Annotated in this window: 15 protein-coding genes; 8 read left to right on the forward strand and 7 right to left on the reverse strand. The window is 63.7% G+C overall.

Features of this window, described 5'->3' with window-relative positions; genetic code table 11:
• Window positions 1–75: 75 nt before the first annotated feature.
• Window positions 76–540 carry an RNA ligase family protein gene (locus tag A3AS_RS0123795; protein WP_371260709.1) on the reverse strand — a complete coding sequence of 155 codons (465 nt, stop codon included), beginning with the start codon at window positions 538–540 and terminating at the stop codon, window positions 76–78.
• 848 nt (window positions 541–1,388) lie between these two features.
• On the opposite strand from A3AS_RS0123795, the gene A3AS_RS45460 reads away from it, so the two are divergent.
• Window positions 1,389–2,015 carry an outer membrane protein gene (locus A3AS_RS45460; RefSeq protein ID WP_157644367.1) on the forward strand — a complete coding sequence of 209 codons (627 nt, stop codon included), beginning with the start codon at window positions 1,389–1,391 and terminating at the stop codon, window positions 2,013–2,015.
• A gap of 28 nt (window positions 2,016–2,043) precedes the next feature.
• Here A3AS_RS45460 and A3AS_RS0123810 read toward each other — a convergent pair whose 3' ends face one another.
• Complete coding sequence (locus A3AS_RS0123810) at window positions 2,044–2,628, reverse strand: TetR/AcrR family transcriptional regulator (RefSeq protein ID WP_018320068.1); 585 nt, start codon at window positions 2,626–2,628, stop codon at window positions 2,044–2,046.
• Window positions 2,629–2,791: 163 nt separating this feature from the next.
• On the opposite strand from A3AS_RS0123810, the gene A3AS_RS0123815 reads away from it, so the two are divergent.
• Window positions 2,792–3,757 carry an alpha/beta hydrolase fold domain-containing protein gene (locus A3AS_RS0123815; RefSeq protein WP_026202297.1) on the forward strand — a complete coding sequence of 322 codons (966 nt, stop codon included), beginning with the start codon at window positions 2,792–2,794 and terminating at the stop codon, window positions 3,755–3,757.
• 137 nt (window positions 3,758–3,894) lie between these two features.
• Here A3AS_RS0123815 and A3AS_RS0123820 read toward each other — a convergent pair whose 3' ends face one another.
• Window positions 3,895–4,134, reverse strand: coding sequence for a hypothetical protein (locus A3AS_RS0123820; RefSeq protein WP_018320070.1), 240 nt, complete (start codon window positions 4,132–4,134; stop codon window positions 3,895–3,897).
• A 487-nt stretch (window positions 4,135–4,621) separates the two neighbouring features.
• Here A3AS_RS0123820 and A3AS_RS0123825 point away from each other — a divergent pair, with 487 nt between their 5' ends.
• Complete coding sequence (locus tag A3AS_RS0123825) at window positions 4,622–5,593, forward strand: SDR family oxidoreductase (RefSeq protein ID WP_026202298.1); 972 nt, start codon at window positions 4,622–4,624, stop codon at window positions 5,591–5,593.
• A gap of 251 nt (window positions 5,594–5,844) precedes the next feature.
• A complete protein-coding gene (locus A3AS_RS0123830; RefSeq protein WP_018320072.1) occupies window positions 5,845–6,960 on the forward strand; it encodes a S9 family peptidase in 1,116 nt (371 codons plus the stop codon).
• Window positions 6,961–6,978: 18 nt separating this feature from the next.
• On the opposite strand, the gene A3AS_RS0123835 is transcribed toward A3AS_RS0123830, so the two are convergent.
• Window positions 6,979–7,485 (reverse strand): MarR family winged helix-turn-helix transcriptional regulator, encoded by a 507-nt coding sequence (locus A3AS_RS0123835; RefSeq protein ID WP_026202299.1) that lies wholly within the window; start codon window positions 7,483–7,485, stop codon window positions 6,979–6,981.
• A gap of 402 nt (window positions 7,486–7,887) precedes the next feature.
• Here A3AS_RS0123835 and A3AS_RS0123840 point away from each other — a divergent pair, with 402 nt between their 5' ends.
• The gene (locus A3AS_RS0123840) at window positions 7,888–9,444 is read left to right on the forward strand and encodes a porin (RefSeq protein ID WP_026202300.1); all 1,557 of its coding nucleotides are present in this window, start codon (window positions 7,888–7,890) and stop codon (window positions 9,442–9,444) included.
• A 319-nt stretch (window positions 9,445–9,763) separates the two neighbouring features.
• Here A3AS_RS0123840 and A3AS_RS0123845 read toward each other — a convergent pair whose 3' ends face one another.
• The 3 genes from A3AS_RS0123845 to A3AS_RS0123855 form a co-directional block, all read right to left on the reverse strand.
• The gene (locus A3AS_RS0123845) at window positions 9,764–10,234 is read right to left on the reverse strand and encodes a GcrA family cell cycle regulator (RefSeq protein WP_018320075.1); all 471 of its coding nucleotides are present in this window, start codon (window positions 10,232–10,234) and stop codon (window positions 9,764–9,766) included.
• A 72-nt stretch (window positions 10,235–10,306) separates the two neighbouring features.
• Window positions 10,307–10,504, reverse strand: coding sequence for a hypothetical protein (locus tag A3AS_RS0123850; RefSeq protein ID WP_007603456.1), 198 nt, complete (start codon window positions 10,502–10,504; stop codon window positions 10,307–10,309).
• 200 nt (window positions 10,505–10,704) lie between these two features.
• Window positions 10,705–11,646, reverse strand: a complete 942-nt coding sequence (locus A3AS_RS0123855; RefSeq protein ID WP_018320076.1) for an acetamidase/formamidase family protein — start codon at window positions 11,644–11,646, stop codon at window positions 10,705–10,707.
• A gap of 183 nt (window positions 11,647–11,829) precedes the next feature.
• Here A3AS_RS0123855 and A3AS_RS0123860 point away from each other — a divergent pair, with 183 nt between their 5' ends.
• The 3 genes from A3AS_RS0123860 to A3AS_RS0123870 are packed head-to-tail and all read left to right on the forward strand — an operon-like array spanning window position 11,830 to window position 14,606.
• Window positions 11,830–12,579: a YdcF family protein gene (locus A3AS_RS0123860; RefSeq protein ID WP_198293724.1), complete on the forward strand. Its 750-nt coding sequence runs from the start codon at window positions 11,830–11,832 to the stop codon at window positions 12,577–12,579.
• 56 nt (window positions 12,580–12,635) lie between these two features.
• Complete coding sequence (locus tag A3AS_RS0123865) at window positions 12,636–13,418, forward strand: DUF169 domain-containing protein (RefSeq protein ID WP_018320078.1); 783 nt, start codon at window positions 12,636–12,638, stop codon at window positions 13,416–13,418.
• A 9-nt stretch (window positions 13,419–13,427) separates the two neighbouring features.
• A complete protein-coding gene (locus A3AS_RS0123870; protein WP_018320079.1) occupies window positions 13,428–14,606 on the forward strand; it encodes a trans-acting enoyl reductase family protein in 1,179 nt (392 codons plus the stop codon).
• Window positions 14,607–14,712: the final 106 nt, after the last annotated feature.

Below are 14,712 nucleotides of genomic sequence, written 5' to 3' on the forward strand. Positions count from 1 at the left end.
GACATGACAGCGGCTTTCCCGTGTTCAGATCGGGACCACTACCGCATCAAACGGAAGGGCTATTGAGGGCGTCCATCACCCGCGACATCGCGGGATGCGTCCGGTTCTTGACCTTGATCCAGTCCTTGGAGCGACCGCTGCTATAGCGCCGATCGCGACGCTTGGAGACCAGCCCCCGCGCAGCAAGCGCGCCAGGTTGCTCTTGCGCAGCGAGAGGGGCAGATCTTCGCCGCCGCGCACAAGGATATCGAAGGCGTAAAGCTGCACCTCGTCATCATGCCGACGCGAATGCAGGGCGTTGAAGTCGGAGACGCCGTCGACGCCGAGCACCACGGCCTCTCCGTCGACGACGAAGTGCCGCTCGCGGTTCTTCAGCGCGGCCTGGACGATCCAGGGGTAGCGCTTGGTCCAATCCGTACCGTTGCGAGAGAGGAGGCGCACCCGCTCGTTCTGCCGAATGACCAGCATTCGGTAGCCGTCGTACTTTACCTCGTGGATCCAGTCAGGCCCTGAAGGGACGTGCTTGGCGGCGGTAGCCAAGCAGAGCTCGTACGTCATACGCATGGACCGAAAATAAGACTTCCCGCTCAATTTGCGAGATCGGGAACAAGTGGCAATCGGGCGAATTGTCTCTCTGCTCCGGCCATCCTAAGCCCCCCTGAAGCCGGAGCAGACCCCAATGGCCTCAGCTGCCGCCCCAGCTGAGGCCGCCCTTTTGAGGCCGCTCCGGTATCGCGCTAGCGTGGGCCTCGGTCGGTTGCAGAAAGTGGCTTCTCCGCGGCCGAAGAAGTAAGCGAGCGTAGGATTTGTTCGGCTTGCTCCTTTGTCAAATTGGCTGCCCAGGCGGTCCCTATCAGTGTCGGGCCCTTGCGTACTCGATCGTAAACCATCCAACCCTTGCCGCCCATTCGAACGAAATATCGGCTCTGCGCCGGAATGTTATCAGTCAATGCAGCATGCTCCCAACCAATATGCCCAGCAAGCTAAGGGAGGGCATTCACCTTTGTACCTTCATTCGCAAATGTGAATCTCGTCGGGAGAAAGTGGCAGTGTCTCGTTTTTGTCGCTAACCTTGTGCGATACGTGAGTCGGGGGGATTCATGGATCGGAAGCCTCTTGAGAGCATGTCTCTCGAAGAGCTGTGGCGACTCCACACCGTCGTCAATGATGTTTTGGCGGAGAAGCTTGCGGCGAAGAAGCAAGAGCTAGAACGACGACTGGAGCTGCTCAACCGAGAAGGCAAAGCTCCCCATTAAGGCGGTCGCAATCGGCTCGCCGTTTCACGCTGGCGGACCTAGCCGGCTGGGAGAGTCATTGCCGGCGCGAACCGTTCTGAGAATGTTGCGGCCTTTGCATCCCTCGCGGCAGAAAGGGCAGCGGAAATAAACGTGGAACATCCGATGGTCGCCAGCGCCAGGAGAGCCGTACCGAGGGGCCTGCAAGCGGGCTACAATTGGCAGCCGGGTGGCAAATGGCTCGTCGGCGTTGAAGGTGACTTGAGCGCATCCAGCTTGCGCGGAAGCGGTCGCGAAACAACGCCGATTCTGCCCCCAGCTTTCGCGCAGACCATCTCGGCCGAGCAAAAGATTGACTGGTGGGGGAGCATTCGTGGGCGTCTGGGGGCGCTGGTCACGCCCAGCGTTCTTCTGTATGGGACCGGCGGCTTTGCTTTTGGTCGAGTGGCGACATTCGACGACTACATCGCGAACGGACCGGGTGGCGCTTTCAGTGTCTCCGTCGCCGGCACTTCATTCAGCTGTACGATCGGATCGACTTGCTTTACGGGCACCGATTCCCGCATTCAGGCTGGCTGGACGGTGGGTGGAGGCGGCGAATGGCGCTTTGCGCCTCGCTGGAGCTTCAAGGCCGAATATCTCTACGTCGACCTCGGCAAATCGGCAGTGACGGCCACCGCACTCGCAACGGGCATTGGCCCGACCCTGTCCAAATACACGGCGAATTTCGGCCGGGCGGATTTCCACGTGGCGCGAGTGGGCGTGAACTATCACTTTTGAGCCTGGATCAGATCTCTCTAAGGGCCGCCTACCTCAAATACCCCACCACCATCCGCGTCGTCTCGTCGACCAGCGTCCGCACCATCTTCTCCGACAGGATTTCGGGTCCGTTCAGCACCGTGTTGTGCGCGACCGCCTCGATCGAACTGACGCAGACGAAGGTTGCGACGTCGAGGTCGATCTTGCGCATCTCCTTGCGGCGGCTTTCGAGATAGGTGCGCACGAGGTCATGGACCTCGCGGTTGAAGGCTTCGACGTCTTTGAGCTGGCCGGTGCGGGGGATCTGCTCGGCGAGCACCCGGTGCAGTTTCGGGTCGATGCGGTGGGCTTCGATTGCGACGGTGACCAGCTTTCGCACCGCCTTGTCGATCGGTAGGTCGGCGACTTCCGCGAGCGCGGTGCGGACAATGCCCATGATCTCCTCGTTGTGACGGTCGATCACGGCGGCGACGAGCGCTTCCTTGCTCGGAAAATACTGGTAGAGCGAGCCGACGCTGACGCCGGCGATCTCGGCGATGCGGTTGGTGCTGGCCTTCTCGAAACCTTCGCGGACCAGAATGCGAGCAGTCGCCTCGACCAGCGCGTCGACGGTGGCGCGTGATCGCGCCTGCAAAGCGTTTTTCCGGGGTTTTGTCGGTGGCGTGCGCGCCATGGGCTTTGCGATCCGAATGCGAGTAGGAAAAGCGAGCGAATGCTCGCATTATACGCGCATATGGCGACCTGTCGGCAAGCCTCTTCGTCGCCATATGGATGCCCAGCCAGGCGCAGAACTGACCATGAGCGTCGCAAGGATCGTGTCGGCCCTGCAGTTTTGTCCAGATCTTTGCGCGCCTCGGAGTCGCGAACCCGGGCCGAGCCTGCAGAGCCGCGGCTTCAACGCGCTGCTCGCCCTGCTGCCCTACAAGCAGCAGCTGGCATCAGCCGAAGCGGTGCAGGCGCATGTGCAGAAGCTCGCATTGCAACCGGCTTCGTTCGAGCCGCCGAACCTGGGGCGTGACGTCGAGGTGACACTGACGAAGATGGGCGGCTGGCCGGTCTATTACACCGCGCCGGCGTCGGGACATGAGGGCTGCAACTTCGTGATGTTCCTGCATGGCGGCGGCTACATCAACGAGATCGTGCCGGCGCATTGGCGCCTCATAGGCCAGATGACGCGCAAGGCGAACGTCGTGTGCGTCGTGCCGATCTATCCGCTGGCGCCGCGCGCCACCGCGAAGGATGTCGTGCCGGCGACGGCCGAGCTGTTGCGCATGCTGCTGGAAGACGCCGGGTCTGCGAAGGTCACGGTAGCAGGCAACTCGGCCGGCGCAGGGCTCGCACTCGCGGCGTGCCAATGGCTGCGCGATCGCGGGCATCGGCAGCCGGACCAGATGATGCTGATCTCGCCCGCGGCCGATGCCTCGGTCAGCCGTCCGGAGCAGATCGAGATCGCAAAGCGCGATCCGATCCAGGACATTCCGGGCATCGTCGAGGCCGGGCGACTCTACGCCGGCGAGCTCGATATCGGCCATCCCTTCGTCAGTCCGCTCAACGGTGCCTTCCGTGCACTGGCGCCGATGACGATCTTCGCAGGGACGCGCGATCTGCTTTACCCCGACAGCGTCGATCTCGCCGAGCGGGCGAGGGCGGTGGGCGTGCCGGTCGAGCTGCATCTGCTGCGTGACCAGCCGCACAATTACGCGCTGATGCCGACCCCGGAGGGGCGCAAGGCGCGGACGCTCATCATGCGCGCGGTGGCGTGATGGGAGAAGCGTGTGACCGTGGTCACAGGGCGCGCCGCCTCGCTGGGGCTTGGCGCTGGCAGTGCCCGCGAAGGGACAAGCGGCCCCCGGGCGTTTCCTCGTATCCGTCGTCTTCGGATCAGTAGTTTTGCGGGGCCTTAGGCGTGGCCCTTGATCTCGTAATGGCCGGGCACGCATTTGTACCGATCCAGGCGCCAATTGGCGCGATAGATCGGATGCTCGCCCATCCATTTCGCCAAAGGCGCCTGTGCGCCGATTGCACATTGCATCATCGACATCTCGGGCGTCATGTTGCTGTCGGTCACGATTTCCTCGATGCAACTGCCTGAGCTGGCTGCACTCAGCCGGCAGAGCACGGCAACGACGGTCACGAACATTCCTGTCACCTCATCGGTAGTTTCAGACCACGAAGAGGATGCAAGCGGAGTGCCAGAGCCTGTGACACGCAAACAACACGCTGGCCTGGCCGACTCGACCCAGCGTCCGGAGTCCATTTGACGATTCGGATTGTAAAAAAATTACCCATCAACCGAAGCCGGACAAATACGGGAACCGGGCACTTTTGCCCCAACTGTGGCAGCAGCGCCGCGGACGCTCCCGCGCAACGGCCGGGCTATCGCGTGTGCTTCCGGCGACGATTGAGCAGCGCCTCGTCCTTCGAGACGACCGCGTCGCGGTCTCCTCTCATCTGCAACGACAGCGTGGCGACTGCAGGCCAATAGTCCGCACGCCGAAATAATTGATGCCGAAGATTGCTTCGCCGATCCGCTTTCATTTGCGGATGCGGCGCTGCTACATTTCGTGCGCGCGTCCGGCAGCGGCGCTGTGAAGAAACATACCGACAAGGGAGGGGCCGAAAGTCCCATGAAGGATTTCGCAGGAAAGATCGCGGTCATCACCGGCGGCGGCACGGGAATGGGGCGCGAGCTCGCGCGGCAACTCGTTGCCGAGGGCTGCAATGTCGCGATGTGCGACGTCTCGCAAGCCGCAATGGCGGAGACCAAGCGGCTCTGCGAGATCGAGAAGCTGCCGCAAGGCCTGCGCGTCACGACGCATGTCGCCGACGTCTCGATCGAGGATCACCTGAAGCGTTTTCGCGACGAGCTCGCCGAGCAACAGAAGACCGACAGGATCCATCTGCTGTTCAACAACGCCGGCATCGGCGGTGGCGGCAGCCTGTTCACCAACACGCGCGAGCAGTGGGAGCGCACCTTCAACATCTGCTGGGGCGGCGTCTATCTCGGCGTGCGCACCTTCCTGCCGATGCTGGTCGCGGCGGACGAGGCCCACATCGTCAACACCGCGAGCGTCAACGGCTTCTGGGCCTCGATCGGCATGGGCCAGGCGCACACCGCCTACAGCTCGGCCAAGTTCGCGGTGAAGGGATTTACCGAAGCACTGATCAACGACCTCCGACTGCACGCCCCGCACGTCAAATGCTCGGTGGTGATGCCCGGTCACATCGGCACCTCGATCGTCTCCAATTCGCGCAAGGTGCAGAGCGCCGACGGGTCGGAGCGGCTCAACGCGGACGAGGTCGCGCTGACCCGCAAGCGCATGGTCGCGGCCGGCGTGCCGGATGCCGACAAGATGTCGGACGAGGACATCCAGGCGGCGTTCGCCGAGCGCGCCCGCAGCTTCCTGGAGGATGCGCCGACGACGGCGGCACAGGCCGCGAAGATCATTCTCGACGGGGTCAAGGCGGAGCGATGGCGCATCCTCGTCGGCGAGGACGCCAAGGGTCTCGACGAACGCGTGCGCGCTACGCCGGAGCAGGCCTATGACCGCGCCTTCTACGATAGCTTTACGCAGGAGGTCGGCTGGCGGCTCGGTTGAGATCGCCTCGAAAGGCGCGCGGATATAGGTATGATAATCATCATGGCAAGAGGTGCGCAGGTAATTGTACGTGCCACCTCCTGCCAATGTTCATACCCTCATGACGAATTGGAATGTCACGCATGCGAGGGGGCCGTTTCGTTCAAGCGATGGTGATCTCGAACGGCTATCATTCGGTGCACGGCTGCTTGGTCGGTAAACTGAAATAGTTTAGTCAATCAGGGATAACGCGATGATAGAGCGTAGCTCCGATGATTCCCGCATGCCTCTCCGACGACTGGATCCTTTGCCCGGAGCGGGAGGACATCTCCGCTGAATTTACGCGGCTCTTGACCGCGGCCCAGGAGGGCGGCGCCACGATCGCCGAATGCCTGATGATCGCGCGGCAGCTGAAGCGCGGTGACGACCGGTCCTGGCATCGCGAGTGGAAGAAGCTCGCGCAGGCCAATCGGCAGCGCGCCGAGGCCGCGTTCGCGGAGGGCCACATGGCGAGCGCGCAGCGCAACTGGCTGCGCGCCATGAACTACTACGGTGCGGCGGCGATGCCGCTCGACCCGGCCGACGAGCGCCGCTGGGTCGCGGTGCTCGCGATGCAGGAATGTGCCCGCCGCTACCTCGCGGCGCGCGGCCCGGCCGGCGAAGTCGTGACGATCCCCTGGCTCGACGGACATGCGCTGCAGGGCTATTTCCTTCCCGCGCCGTCGGAAAGCGGACGGGCTCCGACCGTGATCTGCATCGGCGAGCCCGGCCATCGCAAGGAGGAATTCCTGTTCAAGCTCGTGCCGCATGCGCGCGAGCGTGGATTCTCGATGCTGGCGCTCGACCTGTTCGGCGACCAGCGCGACGACTATCTCGACGCGCTGTTGCGGCGCCGGGATCTCGAGAGCGCGATTCCCGGCGTCATGGACTATCTGGAGACGCGCGGCGACATCGATTTCGCCCGGGTCGGGATCATCGCCGACGGCTGGGGCTCGTCCTTCGTGGCGCGCGCGGTGTTGCAGGAGCCGCGGCTTGCCGCCGCCGTCTGCGACGGCGGCCTGTGGGACCTGCACGAGCGGGCCTTCTTTGCCAGCCGATTTGCGATGAGCGACGTCAGCATCGTGCCGGTGCCGCATGCGCCGCTGATGGCCTCCAGCGCCGACTGTCCGGTGCTGATCACGCTCGGCGAGGACGGCTGGCTCAAGGCCGACCGGGCGCGTCAGATCGTCGAGAGCTCCCGGCTCGCCACCTCGGATGTCATGCTGAAGGTGTTCACCGCGGCCGAAACCGGCGCGGCGCAGGCCCATGCAGACAATCCGAGCCTTGCCAACGAATACATCTTCGACTGGCTCGAATCGCGGCTCGGCACCGCCGCGCGGCGGATCTGAGCGCGGGGCCCTAGGACCCTAGAAGTCAAGCGAGATCCGGACGCAGGCTTTCTGAAGGCGGTTCTTCAACGTCGCGAGCTTGCCGGTGAATTCCGTCAATTCGTTCTCGTCGAACTCCTGGAAGACGAACTCGCGGATCGTCTTGTACTGCTCATTGAGGCTTGCGATGTGCTTCTGGGTCTTGTCGGTCAGGGACAGCCGGACCACCCTGGCGTCGGTCGGCGAGGGGCGACGGCGCAGCAGGCCCTTCTTTTCGAGCAGCTTGGACTGGGTGGTGACGAAGGACGGATCGACGTGGAGGAGCTTGGAGACGACGTTGACCGGGATGCCGTCGTCCTTGTCGAGATCGGAGATGGCCATCAGGATCAGCCATTGCGGGCCGCTGATGCCGAGCGTCTTCGCCCAGAACTGACGCAGCTCCTCCAGATACATGTTGATCGACGATATCTCCCAGGTGAAGCGCCTGATGATATCCAGATTGCCGATCGAGCGCAGGCGCGCTCCTTCTTTCCTCGTCGCGGACACAGCGTCACTCCCGTGAACCGATTGTTCAGGCCGGTGTTCGTGGAGGGCCATAGTCCACGCAAGCCTGCTCTGACGCAAGTGCAGGGCAGGGTAATTTCGTCACTAAAACTACAAAGATGATCAGGTCAGCGATTGGCCCGGCCCCGGTGTTGCGCGCGGGGCACAGGCTTAGCGAAAACCGGAAAGCTGACTTAATAAAGTATTTTGATTAGTGAACGACGCAGGCATATTGGTCCGTGACGGTGGGGGGTTCTCGATCGTCCCGTTGCAGGTGGTTCGCTCACGTTGCTCGCGTCGAAAGCGGGTGTGTCCGAAAGCGGCCGAGCGGATTGATGGAGACGGGGATCTTGGGGGGCCTCACGGTCCGGTCTCCGTAAAATGAGCAACTTGGAGGTTTTTGAGATGAAAGTGGTGAAGAGCCTTTTGCTCGGCACTGCGGCGGGTCTGATCGCCGTCGCTGGAGCCCAGGCGGCCGATCTTCCGGTCAAGGCCAAGGCAGTCGAGTACGTCAAGATCTGCACGCTGTACGGCGCGGGTTTCTACTACATCCCGGGCAGCGACACCTGCATCAAGCTCGGCGGCTATGTGCGTGCCGAAGTGGCGCTCAACGCCGGCGGCAATTACAGCGCCCAGTACAACGGCGTGTTCGCGGCCAACAACCGCCTCACCAACTACTACTCGATGCGCGCTCGTGAAGATCTCAACATCGACACGCGCACCGCGACCGAGTACGGCGTGGTCCGCACCTATTTCGACGCGGTCTTCACTTGGACGACCGGCAGCTATGGCGGGACCGGTTCGGGCACGGGTGCGACCCAGTACAGCGGCACGATCGGCCTCAACGCGGCCGGCACCGGCCTCACCGGCTCGAGCGGCGGCAACATCAACGGCACCGACGGCAATCTTTCCGGCGGCGCGCTCGGCGTCTACTACGCCTTCGTCCAGTTCGCCGGCTTCACCATGGGTAAGGCTGTGTCGCAGTTCGACGCGCCCTGGATCAACTATCCCGGCAACAATTTCGACCAGCTCGTCGGCGGCAGCGGCACCACCAACGGCGTGACCCAGTTCACCTACACCGCCGATTTCGGCCAGGGTGTGACGGCCGCGTTCTCGGCGCAGGACCAGACGCAGGTTTTCCAGACCAACATCTGGAACACCGCGGGCATGTCCACCACCGGCGTTCTCGGCGGTGCCTACGGCTCCAACGACCTCGGCGGCACCCGCTCGCCCGACCTCGTCGCCATGGTTCGCGTCGACCAGGCCTGGGGCCTGTTCCAGGCGTCGGTCGCCGCGCACGACAACCATGTCGCCTATTACGGTGCGACCGAAGCCACCGGTCATCCCGAAGACAAATGGGGCTGGGCCGTTCAGCTCGCGTTGGGCATCAAGAACATCCCGACCGGCGCCGGCGACGTGATCAACATCTCGGGCGTCTACACCGAAGGCGCCAGCCGCTACAACTTCCAGGAGCTGGCCGCGACCAGCTACTCGATGTTCGGCAGCTCGAATGCCGCCTATCAGAGCATCGGCTTCGCCGGCGTGTCCGACGCGGTGTTCGGACCGGGCGGCCAGCTCGAGCTGACCAAGACCTACGGCTTCCGGGGTGCCTTCACCCACAACTGGAGCCCGTACTGGAACACGGCGCTGTACGGCGCGTGGGCTGCGGTCAACTACAGCGGCACGGCGAAGAGCATGATCTGCGGCAGCGCGGCGTTCGCCACCCTGACCGGCTCCTGCAACCCGGACTTCAACATCGGCCAGGTCGGTGTCATCACACGCTGGACGCCGGTGAAGAACCTGACCTTCTCGGCTGACTTCACCTACAGCCATCTCGACCAGAAGTACTCGGGCGTGATCACGACCGGAGCACTGACGGGCGTCGCCAAGCCGGCGGCGACCTACGAGCTGAAGGACCAGGACACCTACAGCATGCTGCTGCGCGCCCAGCGCAACTGGTAAGCTTGACGTCCCTCGATGCGACAGGGCCCCGGCGGGAGACCGCCGGGGCTTTTTATTTGCGGAGATCTTCGCAATCCGACCGTCCGTGCGGCGGACGAAGACGAGCTATGCGATTCAATCGCCTCAGATTTATTTACTTACATGAGTTACTAAGCTATATATCTCCAAGCCAAATACGAAAGTTGCGGCTCTTAGCTTCACGCTAAGCCTCCAGAAACCTCCGGCGATGCCCCGCCGGAGGTTTTTCGTTTTTGGGAGGCACAGCGTTTTCGAGCAAAGTGGATACCGGTTCGCGTCAAGAAAACGCGTCAAGCAGATGCTAACTGCGCATCACGCGGGCGCGTCCGTTCGGTCGGTAGGCGAGGCGGCTGTGGCCGGCGCAATAGGGCTGAGCGTCGGGCGCGGCATTGCCGCAGAAGCAGAAATCCTCGGCGCCCGGCGTCGAGATCGGCCAACGGCAGCGGTTCTCGGCCAGCTCCATCAGCGAGCAGCGATTGGCGTCGTCGATTGGACCTGTGGCCACGGGTGCGTCGGTGTCGCCATAGATCGTGGCGAGCATCTCATATTGCAGCCGCGGCACGGCTCTCGGCGCCCGCGCCGGCCGGTCCTGAACCTTGCGCTCGTCGATGGTGCGGCCGCGCGTGAGATTGAGGCGGGACAGCTTGCCGATCACCGCGTTGCGGCTGACGCCGATATCGGCGGCGATCTCGCGGCAGGAGAGGCCGGCCTCGAAATGCCGCTTCAGAAGTTCGATGCGATCGTCGGTCCAGGTGGGTGAAAGAACAGGCATGTGTCACGGTCCCAGGTTGCAGATGTAGCCATCCGCCTTCCGAGATCCGTCCGCCTCACGTTCGGCGCGCGCTCACGTCCTGCCATTGTCGCGAATCGACAAAAGCCCGTCCTTGATGGCGAGACGGATGCCTTCCTCGATCAGGGTACGTGCGACGCCGGGAACGCTGGTGCCGTGGGTGCCCTGTCTCACCAGCTTCTCCAAATAGGTGATGGTCGAGAGCGCCAAGGTTACGGGAATACGGTCAGTCTCGGCTTTTTCGGTGGCCATGGCCCGAACGCTAGCCTCTTACTCGGGTACATAAAAGTAACGATTAAGACTCTATTTAGGTTCGGGGGTGGAAGTCAAATGCGGGCTGAGCTTGATGCTCAGCATGTTGGAATCGCACGGGAAATTAGACGCGACGAGGCGCGCCGCGCGAGAGTCCCGGCGGCGGCGTGGCGTCGACAGGTCGGGAGGAGCGGGCCGGCTCAGCCGTGCACGATCGCCTTTTCGATCATGCAATGGATGCCCTTGGCGCCGTTGACGGTCTGGGTTACGCGCAGATCGGCCGCCAGGCTGCACAGCGTGTAGGCATCCTCGCGCGACAGGTTTCGCGTCTCGCCGAGCAGCGCGATCATGTCCCGCAGCGCGCGCACGACGCACTGGTCGAGGTCGGGATCCATCGCCATGGTCATGTAGTGGGTCGCCGTCTCGGCGCGGGGATAGTCGAACTTCAGGTCCTTGCGCAGCGTCAGGCGGAAGCGGCCCTGCAGCGCGGTCTCGATCGCGGTGACGCAGACCTCGCCGTCGCCCTGCACGCCGTGGCCGTCGCCGCAGGAGAACATCGCCCCCGGCACGAACACCGGTAGATAGAGCGTCGCGCCGGCGCCGAGCTCCTTGTTGTCGAGATTGCCGCCCATGGCGCGCGGGATCAGCGAGGAGATGCGGCCCCAGCTAGGGGGCGGCGACACGCCCATCACGCCGAAGAACGGCTTCAGCGGCAGATCGAGGCCCCACGGCATGCGGCCGACCATCCGCGCCCGGTCGAGCGGGATGTTGAGGATGCGGGTCTCGTGGAAATCGTCGGGGAGAGTGCCGGACAGCGGCTTGATCATGTTCCAGCCCCAATCCTGCCGGAGCTGGACATCGAGGATCTCGACCGCGAGCACGTCGCCGGGCTGGGCGCCTTCGACCGCGATCGGGCCGGTGAGAATGTGGCCGGGCAGCATGCGCTCGTTATTGGCATGAACCTCGAACATCTCCGGCGGAATGTGAAACTTGTCGCGATCGGGCAGCATGTCGGCGCCGCCGCTGATGGTGTCGACCGTCACCTCGTCGCCGCTTTTGATCGTCAGCACGGGCTTGAGCGCGGCTTCGAAGAAGCCCCAATGGCAGGTCTTGGGGCTGGAATGCAGGTGGTGATGGGTCATTTGCCGCGTCCGGTCGCTTTCATCAGGCCGGGCTTGACCCGGCGATCGATCCTCTTTCAAGAAGATTTCTGAAGATCGCCGGGCAGGTCAAGCCCCGCGGACCGGCCAGTTCATTCCAGCGAGGCTCCCCTGTTTTTCGTGCTTTCCAAGACGCTTGGCACCGCGCTGCTGCCGATCAACTTCATGGTCGAGCTCGGTATCCTGTCGCTGGTGCTGATGGCGACGCGCTTTGCCGCGCTCGGCCGCAAGCTTGCGGTGACAACGCTGGTGCTGCTGGCGCTGGCGGCGTTCTCGCCGCTCGGCAATCTCCTGATCTATCCGCTGGAGTCGCGCTTTCCGGCGTGGGACCCCTCGCGCGGCGCGCCCGACGGCATCATCGTGCTCGGCGGCTCGGTCGACACCGATTTGTCGGCGGCGCATCGCACGCCCGTGGTCGCGCACGCCGCCGATCGTCTGTTTGCACCGGCCGAGCTCGCGCGCCGCTATCCGAATGCGCGCATCGTCTTTACCGGGGGGACCGCGAACCTGGTCGCGACCGACGCGCGGGAGGCCGACTACTCCGCGCCGATCATGGAAAATCTCGGCATACCGAAGCAGCGCCTCATCCTGGAGCGCAGCTCCCGCAACACCTGGGAGAATGCGATCTTCACGAAAGAGCTGGTTGCGCCGAAGCCGGGCGAGCGCTGGCTTCTGGTGACATCGGCCTTCCACATGCCGCGCTCGATGGGGATCTTCCGCAAGGCCGGATTTGACGTCGAGGCCTATCCCGTGGACTGGCGGATGGGCGGCCGTGGCGATCTGTTCTCCTTCACCAATATGGGCGCGGACGGGCTGGGCCGAACCGAAGTTGCTGTGCGCGAGTGGATCGGCCTGGTGGCCTACCGTCTGATGGGCAGGACCGGCGAGTTGCTTCCGGGACCGGGCAAGGACTAGAACGAGAACCGTAAAACAAGAACAGACGGCGCACGATCGCCGGGCCGGAGGAAGCCATGCAACAGCAGAGTGCAGACAGCATCGATCTTGGCGGCCTCGTCGCCGATCTCAACAGCCTGCTGCGGCTGAAGACGAATGTGATCGGCATGAAGCTGTTCGCCCGCGCCGCAGACATGGAGGCGATCCCGAAAATCCGGCGGCCGAATGCGATCCACACCACCGACCAGATCGTCAGCATGGCCGCACGGCTCGGCTGGACCGTCGGCATCACCGCTGTCGACCTTGTCGGCGCACCGTGCCGCGCGGTGATCGGCCTTGCGCCGCAGGACGACAAATGGCTCGCCGGCGAGAACTATGTCGGGGTCTGGCACGGCACCGCGGAGGACGCGCGCAAGCGCCAGGAGGCGCTGGACGTGGTTCCGTTCGGACACTATGAGGCGCTTGCCGTCAGTCCGCTCGCCAGCGGCCGGCTCGATCCGCCCGACATCTGCCTCGTCTATGCGACCCCCGGTCAGATGATCATCCTGATCAACGGGCTGCAATATACCGGCTACAAGAAGTTCGAATGGGGCGTCGTCGGCGAGACGGCTTGCGCGGATTCCTGGGGCCGGGCGCTCAAGACCGGGGAGCCCAGCCTGTCCTTGCCATGCTATGCCGAACGGCGCTATGGCGGCGTGCCGGACGAGGAGATGCTGATGGCCTTGAAGCCTTCGCATCTCGCCAAGGCAATTGAAGGCATGAAGGCGCTGGCCAAGAACGGCCTGCGCTATCCGATCCCGCCCTATGGCATTCAAAGCGACGTCCGCGCCGGTATGGGCGTAAGTTACGCGAAAAAGTAAAGGCCAGTCATGAGCTCTGCGAAATTCGACATCGTCGTCTACGGTGCGACCGGTTTCACCGGCCAGCTCGTCGCCGAGTATCTGGCGGCGAATTACAAGGACGACAAGGCGCTGAAGTGGGCGATGGCAGGCCGTAGCCTCGACAAGCTCAAATCGGTGCGCGACGCGATCGGTGCGCCCGCGGATACGCCGCTGATCGTGGCGGATGCATCGGACGCGGCCTCGCTGAAGGCGATGGTGGCGCAGACCAGATCGGTGATCACGACGGTCGGTCCGTACCAATTCTATGGCGAGGACCTGCTCGCGGCCTGCATCGCCGCGGGCACAGACTATTTCGATCTCTGCGGCGAGCCGGTCTGGATGCGGCAGATGATCGACAAGTACGATGCGGCGGCCAAGGCGAGCGGCGCGCGCATCGTGTTTTCCTGCGGCTATGATTCCGTGCCGTTCGAGCTCGGCACGTTCTTCGTGCAGGAAGAGGCCAGGCGCGTGTTCGGTGCGCCGGCTGCGCGCGTCAAGGGCCGCGTGCGCGACATGCGCGGCACCCTGTCGGGCGGCACCGCGGCGAGCGCGAAAGCGACCTTCGATGCCGTCGCCAAGGATCTCAGCCTCGTCGCCATTCTCAACGACCATTTTGCGTTGACCCCCGGATTTACCGGTCCGAAGCAGCCGAAAGGCAACAGAGCGGCCTACGAGGAGGATCTGCAATCCTGGGCCGCGCCGTTCATGATGGCACTGATCAACACGCGCAACGTCCATCGGTCCAATATGCTGATGGGCTTTCCCTACGGCCAGGACTTCGTCTACGACGAGATGGTTCTGACCGGTCCCGGCGAGAAGGGCGAGGCCAACGCCAAGCGCGTGATGGCGGTCAATGCCGAGAAGACCGGCCCGAACGCGCCGAAGCCGGGCGAGGGGCCGTCGAAGGAAGAGCGCGAGAACGGACTCTTCAATTTGCTTTATGTCGCGATCGCGCCGGACGGCCGCCAGGTCCGCGCCGGCGTCACCGGCGACCGCGATCCCGGCTACGGCTCGACCTCGAAGATGATTTCCGAATGCGCGATCTGCCTGCTCCGCGACGCCTCGGACGTTCCGGCCGGGTTCTGGACCCCGGGCGCAGCGATGCAGCACAAGCTGATCAAGCGGCTGCAGGACAATGCGGGGCTGACGTTCACCGTTGAGAGCTAGCTCGGTGCCGTAGGGTGGGCAAAGGCGCAACGCGCCGTGCCCACCATTGTCCCGATTGGAGAGAGATGGTGGGCACGCTGCGCTTTGCCCACCCTACGGCAGCATT

This window comes from Bradyrhizobium sp. WSM2793 (assembly GCF_000379585.1).
GTDB lineage: Bacteria > Pseudomonadota > Alphaproteobacteria > Rhizobiales > Xanthobacteraceae > Bradyrhizobium.